We start from the raw sequence: 20460 nt of genomic DNA on the forward strand, positions 1-20460 counted from the left end.
AATGTTTGAAATGTAAGCCTTTATGTAGATGATAAGATAATCTAAAGGTTTTAAAAATCCTTTAGATCACCTGTGGTACTACTGAAGACACACTTACCCTGGGTTATAAAATTATGACAGCAATCAATCTGCATTATCACCTATTAGATGTATTTTATCAAATTGGGATTCTAAGGATTCAATATGTATTACTTCTTGCAAGCTGTACTGTTTACTAGCTGTTCATCATTACAATCTTGTTTTTGTTGTTTTGCCTGCTTCATTGTTTCTAGCTTTGCTTCTTCTCCAACTGTAACAACTCCTTCCTCAGTAGTTCTGCTATGGTTCTGTTTGGTAAGCAGATATTGCTGCAATGATATTTCTTCACCTCTCAACAGTTTAATTACAGTTTCAATATCTTGGTATTCTAATATCTTATCTTTTAGAGCCTGCTCAACTTTTGGACCAAGCTGTGCTATTTCTGTCTGTAAATTGCTATGCCGAGTTACCATTTCTAAAATCTCTGCATTACCTGATCTAACAGCAATTTTTAGAGCTGATTCAGCGTTATTAGTTAAAATTTCTACACTGTTACTACCTAGTTGTAAAATCTTCTACACTATTTCTGTTTTTTGAGCAGATATGGCAATTTGTAGCAATGTGTACCCAACAAATTTTTGTGATAGAAGGTTACTATCATAAGATGATAATTTACTAATAGTAACAACATCATTTTGATTTATCGCATCCACTACCGTACAAGTTAAATCCTGTCCTGTTGCTAGAACCTTTTTAATAAAGCTTTCGTTACCACTATGTACTAATTGTTGTAATAATGTTTTACCTTCAATCTGATAATTACAACAATTAGCCCCATAATGTAGAGCTAATTCAAATAACTCATTATGTGTTTTCTTGATGGCGTAATATGCTAATGCATCAGCATCAACACCTAGAGATTTTATTATACTAATCATCGTCATTGATTCATTATCAGACTTACTAAATAGTTCAGATAAGAAAAATGCCCGTTGTTTGCTATTAAGTGATTGAAACATATCAAAATTAGCTTTTTGCTGCTTGCTAATATTAGCACTTATTACATCATTGCCATGTTTTACTGCATCTAATCTTGCTCTTTCAGCAGCTTCAGCAGCCAATATTGCTTTTTCAGCAGCTATTTTTTGCTGTTTCTCCTGCTCAATAGCATCTAATCTTGCCCTTTCAATAGATTCTAATCTTGCTTTCTCTTCAGCTATTGCTCGTTGCCTTGCCTGTTCAACTGCCAATGCTTGTTGCCTTACCTGTTCCTCAGCAGCTTCTTGTTGTCTTAAACTATTAATTCGTGTTTCTAGGTTGTTAATTCTCTCATTTGCCGCTGTTATATCCCGATCATAGTCCCCTTGCCTAAATCTTCTTATCTTATCGTAAGTCCAATAATTACTTTCCCATACCCTCAACCAATGGTGATAATGTTTTGTTGCTATTGTGTCATAATAATAATACGATTCCTTATTAATATTGTTTCTATGATTAACCGCTTCTGCTCTTTGGTTACAAAGCTCTTGTATATGTTGTTTTGTCAAAATAGCCTCCTATTTAATAGAAGATTAAATATTCTTGTACCTTTCAGTCTAGATCAGAAATTACTTATATGTACGCCTAGGATTCCGCCTGCCACTTGCACTTCTAGCTAACTCTTAAAATTCATCGAGTATACACAAAAGCAGCGATCTAATATTATATAAAATAATATAATATTTTTATATGTAAAGTACTTTTGATAAAAAATAATGACCTATTAATTAGAATCTTAGATTCTAGAAGGGATCGGGTTATCTACAAGGGGAAATTCTTAAAAATAGAAACATTATCATTAGCATACGATATATTTTCTATACTAGAGATAGTAACTTTTTGGAAGAAAATGAAACGGCCTGTCTATACTTTCTTGCACCATTATAGCCTATTGTTATGCTATCTACAATAAATGTAACAGAATAGTAAGAGTATCATTAATAACATTTTCTACTTTTCTTATCAAAAATACTTTACATATAAGATATGCCTTGTATTATAAAAAGTATATTATTTTAGAGATAAAGGTAAAGCTTTCCTAGTAGCTTGAAAGTACCTTGTTATAGATAAGATAACACAGTTCAATCCCATAGAGCTTGCCAACCTTATACATCTCAAAGAGATTAACAAATATTTGCTATTAAGTGATTGAAACATATCAAAATTAGTTTTTTGCTGCTTGCTAATATTAGCACTTATGACATTTTTTTACAAAATTTTATCTAATTGGCTACAGGTATCTAGAAAAACTTTTACTGTGATAGATTTACAACCTATAAAATAAATATTATGATAAATAGTATACAAATTATTATTATTAAAGCTAGAAGTGTGTAAAGATAATTAATACCACAGTAGTAATGGATGTTGAAACAAACAACCTAACTCTGAAGAAATAGATCAGCTAGATTAACACAATAAAATATGGGAGTAATTTTATGAAAATAAGGAAGTGAATATGAAAAATGTGTGGTTATCAAACAACGTTCTAATACCAAACTATAGCTAAAGTATATTATAAACATGATGGTAATTGTGTTGTTGATGGAGATCTTTTTGGGGGTGGTGGCGGTACAGTATCAATTGGTAACAAATCAGTTTCAGTTCCATCTCATCTCTATACGGAAAATATAACAGATCCAACTGCCATTCAGAGTTTGATAGGGGATAGTTCACATCATGACGGATAGTTTAAAGATTCTTTGAATTTATAATTTATTCACTATCTCAAAAATCATTTTAACAACTTTTGAGATAGTGGGCTATAAAGCATCTTTAGAATTACACGATGATGCAATGATTATGTATGGATTCATAATAATTAAATGAACCCTACTGATACTATTAGGGTGATTAGGGTGATTAGGGTGATTATAGTGATAAAATGTATTTAGCACAATGTTGAATATAGGTGATAATTTATGAGTAAGAGTAACCTAGAGAATTTATCTAATCAATTAAGTCAGGCTCTAACACAACAGGCTACTTTAAATAGTCAACTACAAAAGCAAGTAAGTATTTATGAGACTTTTAAGTATTTATTCAATTCATATCGAGAATTAAAGAATATTGCTTTAAACCCCTTGATAGTAATAACTAAAACTATTTCTGCAGAAGAATTAGCTCATACTGATGTACTTAAAGAAGCAAGTAAATCTAAACACACAGCCGCTTTTGATCTAGCACTTGCCAAAATTACAGATTTAGATTATCAAGATAGCGATGGCAAAACCGTTTTGATTCATGCGATTATTAATGGGTTTTATTATGGGGTTGATAAACTTTTACAATTACAACGAGGAGCGGATGTTAATTTAATAGATAAGCAAGGTGCGAATGCTTTGATATATTGTGCTCAGATTCCTCATATAAAATATATAAAACAAATTGCTGAGAAAACCGTTGATATTAATCATAAAGCCGCTCTCTTTGAAGGTGGTACAGCTCTTCATCTTGTTGTATCCCATACAAAGGAAATAATGTTTTCTAGTGAATTAAATAATGATTTCAGAGATTCTACCAAAACTGAGGATCCAAAATTAATAGTTTGTGATGACGAAAAGTTAATACTTGGCTCTTTAGTAGGACCTAATATGACAAATATTGATATTATGAGTGGCGGTGTGACATTAACAGGTGTTGGTCAAAATCCTAATGATTATCCTATTCCTCAAGAAAAAACCTTAAGAATAACCAAATTCCTAACCGACAGAGGAGCTGATATTAATGCACAGAACGATAAGGGACTTACACCATTTTTTATGGCTTGTACTCATAAATTTAACTATTTGGCTTCTTGCTTTGTCAGTCAATTTCGGTTGGATTTTAGCATAAAAGATTTCAATGATCAGACAGCTTTACATTATGCTACCCTTCTAGAAGATACTAGTATTTTACAATTAATTTTAAACAAGGGTGTTGATATTAATAGCAGAAATAGTGGTGGTGGAACACCCTTATATAGTGCCGTTTATGAGAATAATAAGGTTGCAGTAGAATTTCTATTAAATAAAGGAGCCGATGCTAATATTTCAACCAAAAATGGTAGCCATCCATTACATTTGGCTGTTAATAACAATTCATTAGAACTAATTAACTTATTAGTTAAGTATGGCGATATAAATGCTAGAACTACTGATGAACATCAGATTACTGCTTTATGGCTGGCATCTCAAGATGGTAAGTTAGAGATAGTTAAAATGCTAGCAGATCTAGGAGCTGACTTAAATATTATTCGAGCGACGGATGGTACATCACCTATGTATGTAGCGATGCAGAAAAAGCAGATAGCGGTGGTAAAAGAATTATTAGCTAGAGGAGCTGATGTTAATATCCCGAGTGAAGAGGGTTGGTATCTATGGCACGGGCTTAGTTATCAAGGCTTCTTAGACATAATGCAATTACTTTTCCTAAAAAATCCTGACATAAACTTAAAAACAGCTGATGCTGGGCAATATACTGCTTTGTGGTTAGCATCACAACAGGGACATATTGAAACAGTCAAGTGGTTGGCAGAACTTGGTGCTGATGTTAATATTACAAGACAGAGTGATGGGACTACTGCTTTACAAACAGCAATAGTCAACAACCATCTACCAGTAATAAAGGTTTTAGTAGAAGAATGTAAGGCAGATATTAATAAGACAAATCTAGATGGAGCATCACCATTATATTATTCCTTGGGTTATTGGCATCAAGCTTATAAACTTGCGATTACAAAATTTTTACTAGAACATAATGCTAATGTTCATGCAAAAACAATCTTTGGAGATCAACCTATACATCGGGCGAGCAACTTAGCTGATGTAAGTGCGATGAAGTTGTTACTTGATTATGGAGCCTCAATAAATGAAGTTAACAATGATGGTAATACTCCTTTGCATTTTTTAGTTAATGCAGAAAACACAGCTGAAGCAGATAAAAGGCTAACAGCGGTAAAATATCTACTAGAGCATTCAGCTTCTGCTACTATCAAGAATAAAGAAGGTAAAAGTGCCATTGATTTAGCAAAAGATAATTTCCCTGAAGCTTTAGCCTGGCTTGAACACCCGGAGAACTTGCCACCACTTAGCGAGTTTGAAGCAACTATTATAGGTTTAACCGATTTTACCATTTAATTAAGTTGCTTTCTGCCTAATACTTTTGAACAAGATAACCATTGTAGTTCATGGACGCTAATTTTTACTACAATTATTTTTTTATAAAACACTTAGTGCAAGTTATAATTATGTTACGATGGTCTTGTTTTATAATTTAATAAAAATATATAATGATTCTCATACCAATATTTAAAAGTTATTTGGAGTAGTGTTTTTATCGGAACGCTCTACTGATGTTTTGTCTGATAAAGTTATAGTATCGGGCTTGCGGCATTTTGGCAGAAGTTTTTCACCGGGTCGTTTATTTGACGTGCCTGTAAAAATGGGATGGATTAAGCAGCCTACTTTAGAAAAAGATATTAATCCTTATCCAATATTTTTTTTAAAATGAGTACAATATGACGTTTATTATGGATAAATTAGGCGATGTTGTCACGAGATGTAATTCTGTATTTGCTTAAATTACTAGTGATGCTAGCTTATTTGTGCTACAATTTGTTAGATATAAGGCTTTATGGTAATTTTCAAATATAATCAACTAGTATGATAGTTAAACTTTCTGATACTAATATACAATTTAAAGATACTGATCCTGTTAAGGATAATAGTAATCCACCTAGAATGAGGGTAGGTACTGATGATTTTAAAACATTATTGTTAAATAGTGATGTGTTTGTTGATAAAAGCTTGATGATTAAAGAATTGCTAGAAGACAATGGTGAAGTAGTTCTAATCACTAGACCAAGGCGTTGGGGTAAGAGCTTGAACATGGATATGATTAGGAGGTTCTTAGAAATCGAAATAGATGAACAGGGAAATCCGTTAGCATTAGAGTATCAGAACAATATCAAATTATTTGCTGGTGGAGAAGTAGATTTGGGGTTTGATGAAACCAAAGAGCTACAGCCTTTAAAAATATCCATTCATAAAAATATAATAAAGCGTCAAGGTCAATTTCCAGTAATATTTATCACTTTTAAAAGCGTAGAAGGCTCAAGCTATCACGATATCGAACAAGGAGTAAAAAGCCAGTTACGGAAATTATTTCAGTCACATAGGTATTTAGCTAATAGTGATAAGCTTGCATCAGATGAACGAGCAGATTTCAACCACTATTTATTTGAGGAAGTAACTCTAGACAATATCAAAAATAGTTTGGCTATTTTAAGCCACTTGCTGTACAAACATTACAAGAAAAAGCCTTGGGTATTGATTGATGAATATGATACGCCAATTAATAGTGCTTACAGGCGTTTTGGTACTAATGAAACAGAATTTCAAAATGTACTAGACATTTTTCGTGGAATCATGAAATCTACCTTTAAAAGGGAAAGTGGCGATCAAGAATTGCCAGTTGAACGGGGAGTTATTACCGGGATTTTACGAATTGCCAAAGCTGAATTATTTTCTGGTTTGAATAATGTTAGTGAATATAGCTTACTAGATGATGAGTTTTCTAAGTTTTATGGCTTCACCCAAGCAGAAGTTGATGAGTTACTAACCGTCGTTCCAATTGAAACGAATCCTGAAGAAATTAAAAATTGGTATAATGGTTATACATTTGGTGGAGAGGTCATTTACAATCCGTGGTCAATAATGCAATGTTTAGCACGCAAAGGTAAGCTTGATCATTACTGGCTAGATAGTGGTGGGACAGGTTTGATAGATAAAGTATTATTATCAGATGAAATGCAGGAAGATTTACAGAGCCTAGCTGCCGGGAAAAGTATTATTTCGCCTATTACTAAACAAATTAGTTTTGCTGACATCAATAAGCCAATAGGACTATTTAGTTTGTTATTATTTAGTGGATATTTAAACCCAGTACATAGACAAGATATAGAAGAAAATATTTATGAATTGTCAGCACCAAATCGGGAAGTAAGGCACATATATAAGGTACGGATGCTACAATGGGTAACTGATCAGTTAAAAATTGATAGTTCTAGATATTATTCGTTTGTTAGCTTGTTACCAGTAGGTAAAATAGAAGCATTTAAAGAACGGCTTCAGGAATTGTTATTAAATGCTACTAGTTTTCACCAAACAGGAAATAAAAAAGCTGAGTTATTTTATAGTGGTTTTATGCTAGGACTTGTTAACATGTTATCTTCTGCCTACATCATAACCAGTGAACAAGAGTCAGGCAGTGGACGAGCTGATATTATCATGATCCCCAAAGCTGGTAAAGGAGATAAGGCAATTATTATTGAGTATAAGATAGCTAAAAATGCAGAAGATTTAGCCTTGGTAGCCCAAATGGGATTAAAGCAAATTATAGATAAGCAATATGATGTAAAGGTTAAAGAACATTCTCACGTCAAAAAAATCATTAAACTTTCGATGGCTTTTTTCGGTAAGAGTATGGATTTACAATATCAGGTTACAGAGCTTTAGTAATAGACTGTAAGCGTTTGAATAATCAGTAATTTTACGTCTATCGTGGTTCTGAAATTGTCCACTACTGCCCACCATTCTTCGATTTTAGTGCATTTTACGAATGCGTTAAAACTGACTAGAATATCAAAAAAATGCATTCTTGAAGCGACTGGCACGAATGCATTTTAATCTATTATCGCTAATAATCTTAGCTAATGAAAGTGGCGGCTCATCGTAGCTACCTTAACACTGGTCTAGATAATGCTTTAAATATTGTCCAGTATAGCTCTCACTACAAGCAGCGATATCCTTCGGAGTCCCAGTAGCTACTATACTACCACCTTTATCTCCACCCTCAGGTCCAACATCTATAACGTAATCCGCTGTTTTAATAACATCTAGGTTATGCTCAATAACTATAACAGTATTACCCATATCAACTAACTTATGCAGCACTTTAAGCAATTTATTAATATCATCTATGTGCAACCCTGTTGTTGGTTCATCAAGTATATATAAAGTTTTACCGGTTGAGCGTTTTGATAACTCTTTAGCTAACTTTATTCTTTGTGCTTCGCCTCCAGACAAAGTAGTAGCAGATTGTCCAATTTTTATATAACCAAGTCCTACCTCATTTAAAGTAACAAGTTTTTCGTAAATTAGGGGTACTTTAGCAAAGAAACTCATTGCATCCTCAACTGTCATCCTAAGGACGTCAGATATAGATTTATCTTTATATTTTATTTCAAGAGTCTCTCTATTATACCTGTCTCCATTACAAACATCACATTTTACATAAATATCAGGTAAAAAATGCATTTCTATTTTAATCAGACCATCACCTTGGCATAATTCACATCTTCCACCTTTAACATTGAATGAAAACCTACCAACTTTATAACCCCGTGCTTTTGCAGTTGGTAGTTCAGCAAACCAGTCTCTAATATGGGTAAACGCACCAGTATAAGTTGCTGGATTTGATCTTGGTGTGCGACCTATTGGTGATTGGTTTATATCAATAACCTTATCAATATATTCAAGACCTTTAATTGACTTATATTCTCCTGGAGAGTTTTTTGAAGAGGGTTCTAAAAATTTTAAAGCTGCTTTATATAAAGTGTGAATTATTAAACTTGATTTACCGCTACCTGATACCCCTGTTATTGCTGTAAAACTGCTCAGAGGAATTGTAATGTTAACATCCTGTAAATTATTAGAAATAGCCCCAGTTAATGCTATTACCTTACCCGCAGGTGATACTCTAGTATTTGTTGGTACTTCAATAGATTGTTTACCGCTTAAATAGCTACCCGTTATACTATTGGGACATTGTTTAATTTCCTCAATTGTTCCTTGTGCTATTATATGTCCACCGTGAATACCAGCACCTGGTCCGACATCTATGATGTGATCCGATTCGTACATTGTTTCTTCATCATGTTCAACAACCAGCACTGTATTACCAAGGTCTCGAAGATTCTTTAGAGTCTCTATTAATCTAGCATTATCACGTTGATGCAAACCAATTGAGGGTTCATCAAGTACATACAACACACCACTAAGACCTGAACCAATTTGTGATGCCAAGCGAATACGCTGACTTTCTCCACCAGACAGAGTTCCTGATTCTCTAGACAAGGCAAGATAATCAAGACCAACATTCATAAGAAATTGTAATCTTTCCTTGATTTCCTTTAATATACGTTCAGCAATAGTCATTTGTCTTTTATTGAGCTGTTTGTCTAATTGATTAAACCATTTTTGTAATTGTAAAATACTCATGGTAGATACTTGTCCAATATGCATATCAGCGATTTTAATACAAAGAGATTCCATTTTTAGTCTATAACCTTCACAAGATGTGCATTTGTACTCTGCTTTGTATTTTAATAATTCTTCTTTTACTAAGGAAGAATCAGCCTTACGCTCCTTTTCTTGTAAGCTAGGTATTATTCCAGCAAAAGGTTGCTGTACCACCTGAGATTTAGAACCATCATGATATTGAAATTTTATAACATCGTCACCTGATCCATGGAATAATACTTGCTGTATAATATTTGGTAGTTCTACAAAAGGAGTGTCTAATGAAAATTCGTAATGACTCGCTAAAGCTTTTAATGTTTCTAAAAAAAACTTTGAGGATATTTTTCCCCAAGGTGCTATAGCTCCATCTTTAATACTAATTCTTTTATCTGGAACAATTAATTCTTTATCAAGACACAATTCTGTGCCGATACCCTCACATTTAGGACAAGCACCAAATGGGCTATTAAAGGAAAAAATTCTTGGTTCTATTTCAGTAATTTGAAAACCAGAAACTGGACAAGAATATTTTTCTGAGAAAATGATTTTTGAACCTTTAGTAAGGTTGGTTTCTAATCCATTTGGCAAGTCAACAATTTCAATATATACTATACCATCTGCTAGTTTAAGAGCTATTTCTAAACTATCTGCAAGCCTGTTACCTAAATCATCTTCTAGAGAAATCCTATCAACAATTACTTCAATATTATGTTTTTTATTCTTATCAAATTTTGGCAGATTATCAATCTCATAAATTTCATTGTTAATAAATAATCGCCCAAAACCCTGTTTTTTAAGATCAAGCATTTCACGTCTGAATTCACCTTTCTGCCCTCTTATAATGGGTGCTAAAATGTATAATTTACTTCCCTTAGGAAGGTCACGAATAGCATCTATCATCTCCGATATAGTCTGATTCTTTATTGGTAAACCCGTTGCTGGAGAATATGGCACTCCTACCCGTGCATATAGTAATCTCAAATAATCATAAATCTCAGTTATAGTACCAACTGTAGAGCGTGGATTTTTAGATGTAGTTTTTTGATCAATAGCTATAGCCGGCGACAACCCAGAGACTGACTCAACATCAGGCTTATCCTGAAGATGCAAGAACTGCCTAGCATAGGAAGATAGACTTTCAACATATCTGCGTTGTCCTTCAGCATAAATAGTATCAAAAGCTAGTGAAGATTTACCAGAACCACTAAGACCTGTAATGACAACAAACTTATTTCTAGGAATATCAACATTTACATTCTTTAAATTATGCTCCTTAGCACCACGAACTTTAATATATTCTTGCATAATGATTTTGTTATAAATTTTTAAGGAACTGTCAAAAAACTTGTAGCATTATAAGTTGTTTTGAATTACTATTGCAATAATAAAGTTTTAAATAAGTTAGGTAATGATTTGTGGCTGGTAGTTTAAATAAAGCAATATTAATAGGTAATTTAGGACGTGATCCAGAAATTAGGCACACGGCTGATGGTAAAGAGATAGCAAGCTTTAGTGTTGCTACTTCTGAGACGTGGAAAGATCGTGCTACTGGAGAAAAGAAAGAAAAAACCGAATGGCATAGAGTAGTAATATTTAATGAGGGGTTGGTATCTGTTGTAAAAAATTATGCCAAAAAAGGAACTAAAGTTTACTTGGAAGGTAATTTACAAACTAGAAAATGGGTGGATAACCTTGGGCAAGAAAAATATACAACGGAAATAGTGCTACAGAATTTTAACTCACAATTTATATTGTTGGATTCTAAAGGGGGTGGTACTCAAGCACCAGATTCTGTTGCACCCAAAAATATGGTTACTAATTTTGACCATAGTGATCTAGATGATGAAATACCTTTCTAAGTGCTTCTTCGTCAGTGCTAAATTACAGAAACGAATGGTTGTCATATATGGACGCCAATAAAAACACAAGTAAAAAAACAAAAAATAGTAGAAAAAATGAAGCAGTCATATATTCGGCATCAAAGTGCCATAATGGTTTCTGCATTCTGCTAAGATCCTGGAGAGATACACTCATCGCGGCGGTATCAAAGTACCATGACGTTACAACGGATTTTATCCAAAATGCTTATTTATTATCTCCTCAACTTATCGTTTTTATTTTTTACTTTGTTTTATTCATATTACTTATCAATTTTTATAGCACGCCACTAACCACCTAGCAACTTTATAACGTAAATTTGCACCAAATAACTATTATAGTACCTGATAGTTGCTATTACTTATCAAACAACCATAAGTTATTCTAGCTAATTTATTTGCTATGGCTACTGCCATTACATTAAACGATTTCCCTTTTTCTTTTAACCTTTCGATAAATTCTGATAACTTCCCTTGAGGCGGATTCTTTTTATAACTTCTCATTAATAAAGACCTTGCTCCTTGTATTAGCATTGTTCTTGCATATCTATCACCTTGTTTGGTTATTCTACCTAAAATAATCTTACCACCAGTGGTATTTTGTTTCGGTACAAGCCCCAAAGATGCGGCAAAATCCTTAGCAGAATCATATGCTTCAACCGGTTTAATGCTTAAAATACTTGCATTAATTGTGCCAATTCCTGGAATAGTTTCTAAAATTTTTGCTTTCTCAGAACACCTATTTCTTTCTGCTATTTCTTTATCTAACATTTGTTCCCGTACTATCAATTGGCTAATCTCCTTACAATCAAGCAACATTTGAACAGCAATAGTTTTGTTAATAAATCCCTCTTCTAGTGCAAGATTTACAAAATTTTGACAAGTTTTGGCAAATGTAGATTTTCCACATGTTACCAAATAGCCAAGCTCAAATAATGAGGTAATCAGAGCATTACTGCGCTGAATCCTTTGTTGTATTATATTCTGCCTTGCTTTATGCAGGTAAGATATTTCTTGCTCTACCACTGTTTTAGCTTTGACATGCATTAAATCCGGATCACAGGATGCTTTGCAAATTGCAATTGAATCATTAATATCATTCTTTTGACGAATTTTTGCATATGCCTTTACATCTTTAGGTTTAAGTAATATTGCTTTATGCCCCATTGATTCAAGCCTCTGAGCCATATAATGAGCTCCACCACAAGCTTCAAATACAAAAGTTTCTGACTTTGGAAACATTATTGATAAATTTTCAAAAAAGCTTTTTCTATCCATTGCTTTTTTTAATACAACTTTATTTTCTAAATTTATTGCAGCAAAATGTAATTTTCTTTTTGCCAAATCAATTCCTATTACTTTATAATCATTCATGGTATGGACCTCATAAAATTATTAAAAAAATACAAACCTATTTTAGGTTTTGGTTCTTTGATATTTTAATATCATTTGAAACCGTTGATAAGTTTTTTTTCTTTCTTATCATTGGCGTCCATACCATCATCGCGAGCCACGAAGTGGCGTGGCGATCCAAATAAACAGCAGGCTAGTTTTATTTTCTGCTGCAACTTTTGGATTGCCACGTCACAGCTTTGCTGCTCCTCGCAATGACGTTTATGTATTTTCTAAAATAAATTTTTCTATCATTAGTTGCAACTTTTAAATCGTCCTGTGATTACTATAAATACAATATTGCTTTATGAAGAGAAAAAGTATATAATATGATCTAATGAACGGTATCGTTCTTATTGTTAGCAACAATTTTAATATAGGTAATAGATTATGCCATTAACAAATTTTTCTCCATATTTAAAAGATGGAGTGCTAGATTTAAATCAAGAGGGTAACATATTCTCCATTAGGGAAGGGCAGAGCAAAAATAAAGAAGAGCAGAGCAAAAGTGAAGAAGTGAAGCTCAACCGTTTTGAAGACATATTTGATATAAAACAGTTAGTTAAATTTATACAAACTACCCCAGATATTACGGAATTTAAGGCAACTCTGTGGGGTATTGGTAAGATGGGCATAAATGATTTTCGGTCACTAATGGATGCAATAGGTAATAGTGATATTACTGCTCTTAATTTTGAAAACAATACCTTAAGCCCTGAAATGGCGGAGGAAATATCTAAGCTTTCTAAGCTTACTGAGCTCAATCTAGGTGGCTGTGACATTGATGATGAAAAAATAGCAAAAATAGCTGAAAAGCTCTGTAATATTGCAACTCTTAATGTGGAAAACAATTCCATAACTGATATAGGAGTAGGTGCAATAGCTAAACATCTTCCTAATCTTTTATCTTTAAATGCGTCATGCAATGGTATATCTGATACAGGAGCAGATAAAATTAAATGCTTTAAGAAAATCAAGGAGATTACTATTCCTTATGGCAATAACATAAGTTTTAATGTATTTAAAGGAGTAGTTGAAGCACATAGTAACACCCTTACTAAGGTTGATTTATTCTCTTCTGCTTATACTAGTGAACAACTATTGGAAATAGCCGGACCATTGACTAATTGTGTAATTAAACTTGGTCCATACTGGACAAAAGGTGTAAATCACATTAATGAGGCTCCCCTTCGTCTTGTTGAAGCAGTATGGGAAATTCTTCCTCCTGTTGATCATGTTGGGGTAGTAGGAGACGTTTTAGAGGGATAGTAAGCAGGGTAATTTAAAAGTAGGGCTGCAAGACTGGTAGAGAAAGGAAAAAGTGCTTAATATGCACTCGATTCATTCCCGCCATTGCTAAGAATGACATCGATGTGCAGCTGCCGAAAGTTAGAAGAGGAAGCTGTTTTAGGCAAGGAGATGTCATTGCGAGGAAGACCGTAGGTCGACGAAGCAATCCAAAAGTTGCAACAGTACGCTGTTTATTTGGATCGCCACGCCACTTCGTGGCTCGCGATGACGGTTGTTCGTTCTTATAAACTAGCACTACAGTTGTAGATTGAATAAATTATAGAAAATTTGAGGGTTTTCTTTACAATTGTTACTAAAATTCAGGTATAAATATGCAACTGTATCATAGTTTTAGTCATAATGGTTTCTAGTTTTTGAAATCTACAACTGTAGTATTAGATAAAAGAGATTCTTTATTTGAGGCAAGTTGTAGAACGTTTAAAATGATATATGAACATATATGTTAAGTGCTATAATTGTGACCTTTAAATTACCCTGAGTAAAGGATATAAAGAAAATGTTAACATTTTTTGATGTTACATCAATCTGCACAAATGCTTTTTATGGACTAAGTTTGTCTGTGGCTAATCTTGTTAACATAGTCACTAAGCCTAGAATTGCTCTACTTTTTATCCCTCTTCTGCTTTCTTCTTGTGCTTCGTCTATAGAGACAAGGGTTAAGGAAGCAGAAAAGGTAGCTTCAATAAACAAGTTTGAGAAGAAACTTGTTAAGGCAGGGGATTTTGTTATTACAACTTACCAACGTGTTTCGGATAAAGATAGTCCTTACGTATTTTATATTGAAGGTGATGGGAGTATTAGTATAGGACACTATGCCATTGCAGACAATCCAACTCCTTCTAAGGTTATGTTATTTAAGCTTGCTACCCTTGATACTAGACCTAATATAGTTTATATAGCTCGTCCATGCCAATATACACCAGTGGAGCTTAATCCCAACTGTAATCAAGCCTATTGGACAGACAAAAGAATGGCTGAAGAGGTGATAGAATCAACAAATATAGTAATAAATAGTATAAATAATGGTAATCCAGCTAGTTTGGTTGGTTTTTCTGGTGGTGGTGGAGTTGCTATCTTGGTGGCAGCAAGAAATAAGCATATTAATGATATAATAACTGTAGCGGGTAATCTTGATATTGAGAATTTTAGTAAACATCATGGAATATATGCATTAAAAAAATCATTAAATCCCATAGATTATGCCATAAAAATCAATAATATTCCGCAATTGCATATTTCGGGAAGCAAGGATAAAATAGTGCCGAGTAAAATTATGCATGGCTATGTAAAAGCTAGTTCTTCAAATTGTGTACAGCAAAAGATTTTCCCCAATATTACTCATACCAAAGGCTGGGATAAGGTGTGGCAGGAGGTGTTAAAAATTAATCTTACCTGTGGGTATAACAAGAAAATTGGGACGTAAAATAACAAAGCCAATTCGATATAAGAATTAAGCTTACTTATAGGAGATTTTTATGCAGAAGGCAGTAGTTTTAGTTAGTGGCGGTGCAGATTCAGCTACAGTACTAGCAATGATAGAAAAAATGAATTACGAAATTCATGCCATAAGTTTTAACTATTCTCAACATAATAATATTGAACTTGAGAAAGTTAAAGAGTTAGTTAAGAACTATAATATTAAACAACATAAAATTGTAAATATTGATTTACGTAGCTTTGGCGGATCAGCTCTTACTGATGATGCCATAGAAGTACCAAAATATAAAGATCATAGTGATTTAGGGGATAATATACCAATCACTTATGTCCCGGCACGTAATACTATATTTTTAAGTTATGCTTTGGGATTTAGTGAAATAATAGGAGCCTTTGATATTTTTATGGGGGTACACGCAACTGATTATGCTAATTACCCAGATTGCCGTCCAGAGTACCTAGACGCTTTTGAGAAGCTTGCTAATCTTGCAACTGCGGTAGGAGTATTGGGTACACGAATTACCATTCATGCTCCCTTAATAAATATGACAAAAGGGCAAATTATCAAAACTGGTCTAGAATTAGGAGTAGATTACTCTAAAACAATTTCTTGCTATGATCCATTAGATAATGGGTTATCTTGTGGAACATGTCATGCCTGCTTACTTAGACTTAAGGCCTTTGAAGAAAATAATACAATTGACCCGATTAATTATAAAAGTAAATTCGCTTCTACACATGCTTAACAGTTTTATATATCATCAATTTCCTATGTTAGACCTAGACAACATAGTACTGAGAGAATTAACTAGTGATGATTCAGAAGACTATTTTGGTTATATGAATAAATTAGAGATGAGTCCTTTCTTGACAGATAACAACATTCCATCAACTATTCCACAAGCTGCTGATGAACTAAAATATTGGTCTAGCTTATTTCATCACCAAAGAGGGTTTTACTGGGGTATTTCCCTTAAAGATAATAATAAACTTATAGGTACGGCTGGGTTTAATACTGTTTCTACAATGCACCTCAAAGCAGAAATAAGCTACGATCTTGATCCTGCATTTTGGGGTAAAGGAATTATGCTAAAATCAATCAAAGCTATTTTAAGATTTATAGAATATGCTGGTATTGTTCGAACCCAAGCTACTGTAATAAATGACAATATACGTTCAATTAATGTTTTAGAACGATGTAATTTTGTCAAAGAGGGTTTGCTTAAGAAATATGAAATTGTTCAAGGAGTACATAGGGATTATTATATTTACGCTAGAGTGCTTTAGATTTCTGTAAAGATTTTCAACCTAAAACAAATCAGTTTGATGTAAGACATCGGTTTAATAGCCTACGGTGTCGTCCTTGCAAGCGTTATGTCATTCCTGCGTAAGCAGGAATCTAGAAAAATGACCAAGATAGCTTGTGTTGAGTTATTTTAGCCCCCTGCCTACGTAGGGGTGACATCACCCCTAATGGCGATGATTACTTGAGCCTACTATTAATTTATTACATCAATACTTGAGATTATAAATCAATATCAAAACGAAGTAAAGATAGGGAAATATCGACTATAAGCATAGAAATGAGGATTTTGGAAGTTCTTCTTTTGATAAACTAATTCATTTCCATCTATATCCACAATATTTCCACCACTAGCTTTAATTAACGCATGTCCCGCTGCAATATCCCATTCCATAGTTGGACCAAACTTAGGATAAATATCCGCCTTCCCTTCTGCTACTAAACATAATTTAATTGAACTTGGTATAGTAACTATTTCAGTAATTAGATGTTTCTTTAGGAATTCCTTGATATCTGAATTTGACGAACGTGAGCTAACAACAGCCCTATAATGAGTTTTAGGTAAGGCATCGAAGTTTGTTTCTACGCCATTTTGTTCAATTCTTAAAGCATTATTAGCATCTGTATAATATAATTTCTGCACAGATGGTTGATAGATAAAACCAATAATAGGCATACCATTTTTTATCAATGCAATATTTACTGTATACGTATCCTCACCTTTTATATAACTTTTTGTGCCATCAATCGGATCAATCAACCAAAATTGATTGTCATTCAGAGCAATTATATCTCTTTCTTCACAAACTACAGGAATATTAGGTGCTAGGTTCTTTAAACCATTATATATAAAGCTACTAACTTCCTTATCAGCATTTGTCACGGGAGAATTATCATCTTTATAAGAAACTATTAACCCTAAATCTCTTCTAATTAAAGCAATCCCACCAGCTTCAGTAATTAAACTTTTTAAAGACTTAATTAAATTAAGCATCATTTGTTATTTATCATTTGCTATTTGTTATAAATTGTTTAGCCTCATCATCTTCTAACCACTTTCCTGTTTTTAATAATATTTCCTGTTGAAATTTCACTATATCCTCCTGTGGAGTACCTTGTAATTCTGTAACGGCTAAATATTCTACCCCATAACAATCTAGATCAATTGTTCTTAGAAAATTATCTATGTTATCTAATTCACTTTTTTTATTCTCAAAGATTATAATATTATTAGGTAAAATATTTGTGATACTCATAAACTCACGTAGTGCCTGAGCTTTATTTAGATAGTCGGTAAATATTATACCTTTATGAAAAATTGGTGACCTTTTATCAGTTTCATCAAATTTTAATATTTCTTTATTATTAACTTTATCAGTAAATTTAATACCGAGTCTACTTAGCTGCTCATATTGCCATTCCTCATAATTTTTAATCAGTCTACATGCTGGGTTAATTTTAGTAAACCCAAAAACCAAAGCCCCTGAACTTTTCAATTTATCGATAAATTTTGGCCAACTAGCTTCTACTAACATAACTTGTCTTTGCAATAGCAACTTAGCAATTATCTCATCCACATTAGGATGATATTTTGCCAAACTTGCCAGCTCTTCAACAAACCCTCTATAAGGATTAGCATAACGAAACATCTTAGACTTAGGCGTAACTATTGTATCATCAATATTGATTAGCACTAAGCTAGATGCATCAATTTTTTCAAGTAAATTTTTTACCGTAACAGAATCTATAGAATAAGTGGGAATAATTATTGCATAACCTGTATGTGGTAACATGATAAAAATTAATAATAATTTTAATAAAAAGTTATTTTTTATTATCATATGGATTTACACTCTCTTGATTCTTAACTTTGATTTTGTCGTTGCTTCTCTTTACTGCATTTACCTTATTAACCAATTCATTAAGTGATTTTTTTAAATCACGAGAATTGAATATTGATTCTTTTTGGTCAGATAATTTATAATTATAGCCAATAAACATCACATTATCGTCATAATTTCTTAGTTGACTTTCCATTGCAGTCAACTCACTGGAATTTCCATCAACCATTATTAAAACTTTTGGCATAAACTTCACTTCTATTAAAAAATTTAATATCAACTGAAATGAAGCATTATTATTACTACTTAATATACCCTGATAAAATGTCGGATAAGTATTATCAAAAGGCTTCATATTATTAAAAATAAGATAATTATGTTGTGGGAAACTGTTGGACAAATCAATATTAAATTTCTCTAAATACTCAGCCTCCCATATTTCTAGCTTCTTTATATTGTTAAAGTTACCAGTTAAACCATAATCACTCACAATTACGGGGCTACCTTTATCCATTATATTCTTTATAAAATTAGGCAAATTGACATCTAATAACTCATTTTTATACTCTGTAAGCAGTATTGTATCAAAATAAGCATCCTTTGAGGGTCTAACTGCTTTGAATATTTCATGTAGCTTAGATAATTCATTTTTATTCAATTGGATAATTGGGGGGAAAAATGATTTGAATATAACTTTTTCTCTACCCAAGACCACTAAGATATCTTTAGGGGAATAATTATTGCATAATTCTTCGTAGTCCTTATTTATTTGGTCTAAACTATTAACATCAATAATCTTACCATTTGCTATTAAAGGTAGTAGCAATATTATGTAAGAGAGGAGTTTATATGTTTTAAATTTAATTTTTCTAATTAGCATAGAAATTGCTCTTATTTTTTGTTTATAACAAAAGTAGTTGGTCTACATCGTTTTATGTCATACGCAGGTAATCTAACTCAATGTCATTCCCGCGTAGGTAGAGGAATCCATATTATCTAACGACCTTTGCAGGTTATTTTTTGGATTGTATCTTGAATATTAGCTCTTTATGGAGTTAATATGGTCAGGAAGGAATGACACAGTTTAAATTAGATAGGTCCTTAAAGACCGAAGGTATCTTGATGACCTCCTCCCTTGAATCACAAAGTATGATACGAACGGTAGCAGAATCCTTTAGAGATCGAATTTATAATCATGTATCAAAACTTTGCAAAACAACCACTAATTATAGGTAAAGCAAATGACTAAAAAAAGCAAGATATTTATGGGAATAGATGTTTCAAAAGATACGCTTGAGATATCTATGAATAATAGATATCTTTAGCAAACTTGCTTATGCTGAGGAATTTAAAGAAACCACGAAACCTCAGCCCGCAGCGGACTATGATGCACGTGAGAAGCAGAGTACCGGTAGCACAAATAAATTACCAGCAGAAGTAGAATTTCGAAAAATATCTATTGAATATATTTGTAATATTGTGGTTAATTGCATTATAATGAGGTTTATGTATAATAACTTTACTTTTATTGACTTATTTGCTGGGATTAGTGGTGTAAGAAGATCATTTGAGTCTGTTGGTGGTAACTGCGTTTACACTAGCGAGATTGATACATCGGCATTAAAAACATATAGAGCTAATTTTAGCTGTGATCATAAAATTGATGGTGGATATATAGTCAATTCAGGAGGATTTGGTGCTAGGAGCGATGGAGCAACGCCTATATGTAATAGGCGAGCGACGAGTGACGACGTCACCAACTTCTCATCAATTGACTATATAACACAAGTACACGAACAAAATGTACCCCCTCACGATATTTTATGTGCAGGATTCCCGTGTCAACCATTTAGTATAGCTGGGGTTTCAAAATGTTTAATAGTCTTTTAGGCTATTTTTTTAGATTCCCGCCATTGCTTAGAATGACAGCTACTGTGTAGTAACTACAGTTAGCTATATAG

The 20460-nt window shown here is 32.9% G+C and carries 16 protein-coding genes; 9 read left to right on the top strand and 7 right to left on the bottom strand.

Translation table 11 applies throughout. The features are described from left to right. Nucleotides 1-188: 188 nt before the first annotated feature. The gene (locus AAGD26_RS02055; RefSeq protein ID WP_341752022.1) at nt 189-491 is read right to left on the bottom strand and encodes a hypothetical protein; all 303 of its coding nucleotides are present in this window, start codon (nt 489-491) and stop codon (nt 189-191) included. Nucleotides 492-593: 102 nt separating this feature from the next. Next, nucleotides 594-1565, bottom strand: coding sequence for a hypothetical protein (locus AAGD26_RS02060; protein WP_341752023.1), 972 nt, complete (start codon nt 1563-1565; stop codon nt 594-596). Nucleotides 1566-2978: 1413 nt separating this feature from the next. Here AAGD26_RS02060 and AAGD26_RS02065 point away from each other — a divergent pair. From AAGD26_RS02065 to AAGD26_RS02075, 3 genes are all read left to right on the top strand, one after another. Then, nucleotides 2979-5174 carry an ankyrin repeat domain-containing protein gene (locus tag AAGD26_RS02065; protein ID WP_341752024.1) on the top strand — a complete coding sequence of 732 codons (2196 nt, stop codon included), beginning with the start codon at nt 2979-2981 and terminating at the stop codon, nt 5172-5174. 190 nt (nt 5175-5364) lie between these two features. Further along, nucleotides 5365-5547, top strand: a complete 183-nt coding sequence (locus AAGD26_RS02070) for a hypothetical protein (RefSeq protein ID WP_341752025.1) — start codon at nt 5365-5367, stop codon at nt 5545-5547. A gap of 152 nt (nt 5548-5699) precedes the next feature. Continuing rightward, nucleotides 5700-7553 carry an AAA family ATPase gene (locus AAGD26_RS02075; RefSeq protein WP_341752026.1) on the top strand — a complete coding sequence of 618 codons (1854 nt, stop codon included), beginning with the start codon at nt 5700-5702 and terminating at the stop codon, nt 7551-7553. A 225-nt stretch (nt 7554-7778) separates the two neighbouring features. On the opposite strand, the gene uvrA is transcribed toward AAGD26_RS02075, so the two are convergent. After that, nucleotides 7779-10643 (bottom strand): excinuclease ABC subunit UvrA, encoded by a 2865-nt coding sequence (gene uvrA / locus AAGD26_RS02080; protein WP_410520625.1) that lies wholly within the window; start codon nt 10641-10643, stop codon nt 7779-7781. Between the two features lie 110 nt (nt 10644-10753). Here uvrA and ssb point away from each other — a divergent pair, with 110 nt between their 5' ends. Further along, nucleotides 10754-11197, top strand: a complete 444-nt coding sequence (gene ssb, locus AAGD26_RS02085; RefSeq protein WP_341752027.1) for a single-stranded DNA-binding protein — start codon at nt 10754-10756, stop codon at nt 11195-11197. Nucleotides 11198-11551: 354 nt separating this feature from the next. Here ssb and AAGD26_RS02090 read toward each other — a convergent pair whose 3' ends face one another. Then, complete coding sequence (locus AAGD26_RS02090; RefSeq protein WP_341751256.1) at nt 11552-12589, bottom strand: IS110 family transposase; 1038 nt, start codon at nt 12587-12589, stop codon at nt 11552-11554. A 408-nt stretch (nt 12590-12997) separates the two neighbouring features. Here AAGD26_RS02090 and AAGD26_RS02095 point away from each other — a divergent pair, with 408 nt between their 5' ends. The 4 genes from AAGD26_RS02095 to AAGD26_RS02110 all read left to right on the top strand — a co-directional run bounded on the left by AAGD26_RS02095 (nt 12998) and on the right by AAGD26_RS02110 (nt 16642). Further along, nucleotides 12998-13876 carry a hypothetical protein gene (locus AAGD26_RS02095; RefSeq protein ID WP_341752028.1) on the top strand — a complete coding sequence of 293 codons (879 nt, stop codon included), beginning with the start codon at nt 12998-13000 and terminating at the stop codon, nt 13874-13876. A 538-nt stretch (nt 13877-14414) separates the two neighbouring features. After that, nucleotides 14415-15341, top strand: coding sequence for an alpha/beta hydrolase (locus tag AAGD26_RS02100; protein WP_341752029.1), 927 nt, complete (start codon nt 14415-14417; stop codon nt 15339-15341). Between the two features lie 52 nt (nt 15342-15393). After that, nucleotides 15394-16101, top strand: a complete 708-nt coding sequence (gene queC, locus AAGD26_RS02105; protein WP_341752030.1) for a 7-cyano-7-deazaguanine synthase QueC — start codon at nt 15394-15396, stop codon at nt 16099-16101. Beyond that, nucleotides 16094-16642, top strand: a complete 549-nt coding sequence (locus AAGD26_RS02110) for a GNAT family N-acetyltransferase (RefSeq protein ID WP_341752031.1) — start codon at nt 16094-16096, stop codon at nt 16640-16642. Before queC ends, AAGD26_RS02110 begins: the two co-directional genes overlap by 8 nt. 251 nt (nt 16643-16893) lie before the next feature. Here AAGD26_RS02110 and cysQ read toward each other — a convergent pair whose 3' ends face one another. The 3 genes from cysQ to AAGD26_RS02125 are packed head-to-tail and all read right to left on the bottom strand — an operon-like array spanning nt 16894 to nt 19379. Beyond that, nucleotides 16894-17655 (bottom strand): 3'(2'),5'-bisphosphate nucleotidase CysQ, encoded by a 762-nt coding sequence (gene cysQ / locus AAGD26_RS02115; protein ID WP_341752032.1) that lies wholly within the window; start codon nt 17653-17655, stop codon nt 16894-16896. 10 nt (nt 17656-17665) lie between these two features. After that, the gene (locus AAGD26_RS02120; protein WP_341752033.1) at nt 17666-18451 is read right to left on the bottom strand and encodes a DUF2608 domain-containing protein; all 786 of its coding nucleotides are present in this window, start codon (nt 18449-18451) and stop codon (nt 17666-17668) included. A gap of 31 nt (nt 18452-18482) precedes the next feature. Beyond that, nucleotides 18483-19379, bottom strand: coding sequence for a DUF2608 domain-containing protein (locus tag AAGD26_RS02125; protein ID WP_341752034.1), 897 nt, complete (start codon nt 19377-19379; stop codon nt 18483-18485). Nucleotides 19380-20005: 626 nt separating this feature from the next. On the opposite strand from AAGD26_RS02125, the gene AAGD26_RS02135 reads away from it, so the two are divergent. Beyond that, nucleotides 20006-20389: a DNA cytosine methyltransferase gene (locus AAGD26_RS02135; protein WP_341752035.1), complete on the top strand. Its 384-nt coding sequence runs from the start codon at nt 20006-20008 to the stop codon at nt 20387-20389. The last annotated feature ends 71 nt before the right edge of the window (nt 20390-20460 follow it).

This window comes from Candidatus Tisiphia endosymbiont of Piscicola geometra, from assembly GCF_964026415.1.
Classification (GTDB): Bacteria; Pseudomonadota; Alphaproteobacteria; order Rickettsiales; family Rickettsiaceae; genus Tisiphia.

Coding starts and splice junctions, on each gene's coding strand:
- AAGD26_RS02055 (WP_341752022.1), bottom strand. CDS start 491: ATGGTAACTCGGCATAGCAATTTACAGACAGAAATAGCACAGCTTGGT.
- AAGD26_RS02065 (WP_341752024.1), top strand. CDS start 2,979: ATGAGTAAGAGTAACCTAGAGAATTTATCTAATCAATTAAGTCAGGCT.
- AAGD26_RS02075 (WP_341752026.1), top strand. CDS start 5,700: ATGATAGTTAAACTTTCTGATACTAATATACAATTTAAAGATACTGAT.
- uvrA (WP_410520625.1), bottom strand. CDS start 10,643: ATGCAAGAATATATTAAAGTTCGTGGTGCTAAGGAGCATAATTTAAAG.
- AAGD26_RS02090 (WP_341751256.1), bottom strand. CDS start 12,589: ATGAATGATTATAAAGTAATAGGAATTGATTTGGCAAAAAGAAAATTA.
- AAGD26_RS02095 (WP_341752028.1), top strand. CDS start 12,998: ATGCCATTAACAAATTTTTCTCCATATTTAAAAGATGGAGTGCTAGAT.
- AAGD26_RS02100 (WP_341752029.1), top strand. CDS start 14,415: ATGTTAACATTTTTTGATGTTACATCAATCTGCACAAATGCTTTTTAT.
- queC (WP_341752030.1), top strand. CDS start 15,394: ATGCAGAAGGCAGTAGTTTTAGTTAGTGGCGGTGCAGATTCAGCTACA.
- AAGD26_RS02110 (WP_341752031.1), top strand. CDS start 16,094: ATGCTTAACAGTTTTATATATCATCAATTTCCTATGTTAGACCTAGAC.
- cysQ (WP_341752032.1), bottom strand. CDS start 17,655: ATGATGCTTAATTTAATTAAGTCTTTAAAAAGTTTAATTACTGAAGCT.
- AAGD26_RS02120 (WP_341752033.1), bottom strand. CDS start 18,451: ATGTTACCACATACAGGTTATGCAATAATTATTCCCACTTATTCTATA.
- AAGD26_RS02125 (WP_341752034.1), bottom strand. CDS start 19,379: ATGCTAATTAGAAAAATTAAATTTAAAACATATAAACTCCTCTCTTAC.
- AAGD26_RS02135 (WP_341752035.1), top strand. CDS start 20,006: ATGTATAATAACTTTACTTTTATTGACTTATTTGCTGGGATTAGTGGT.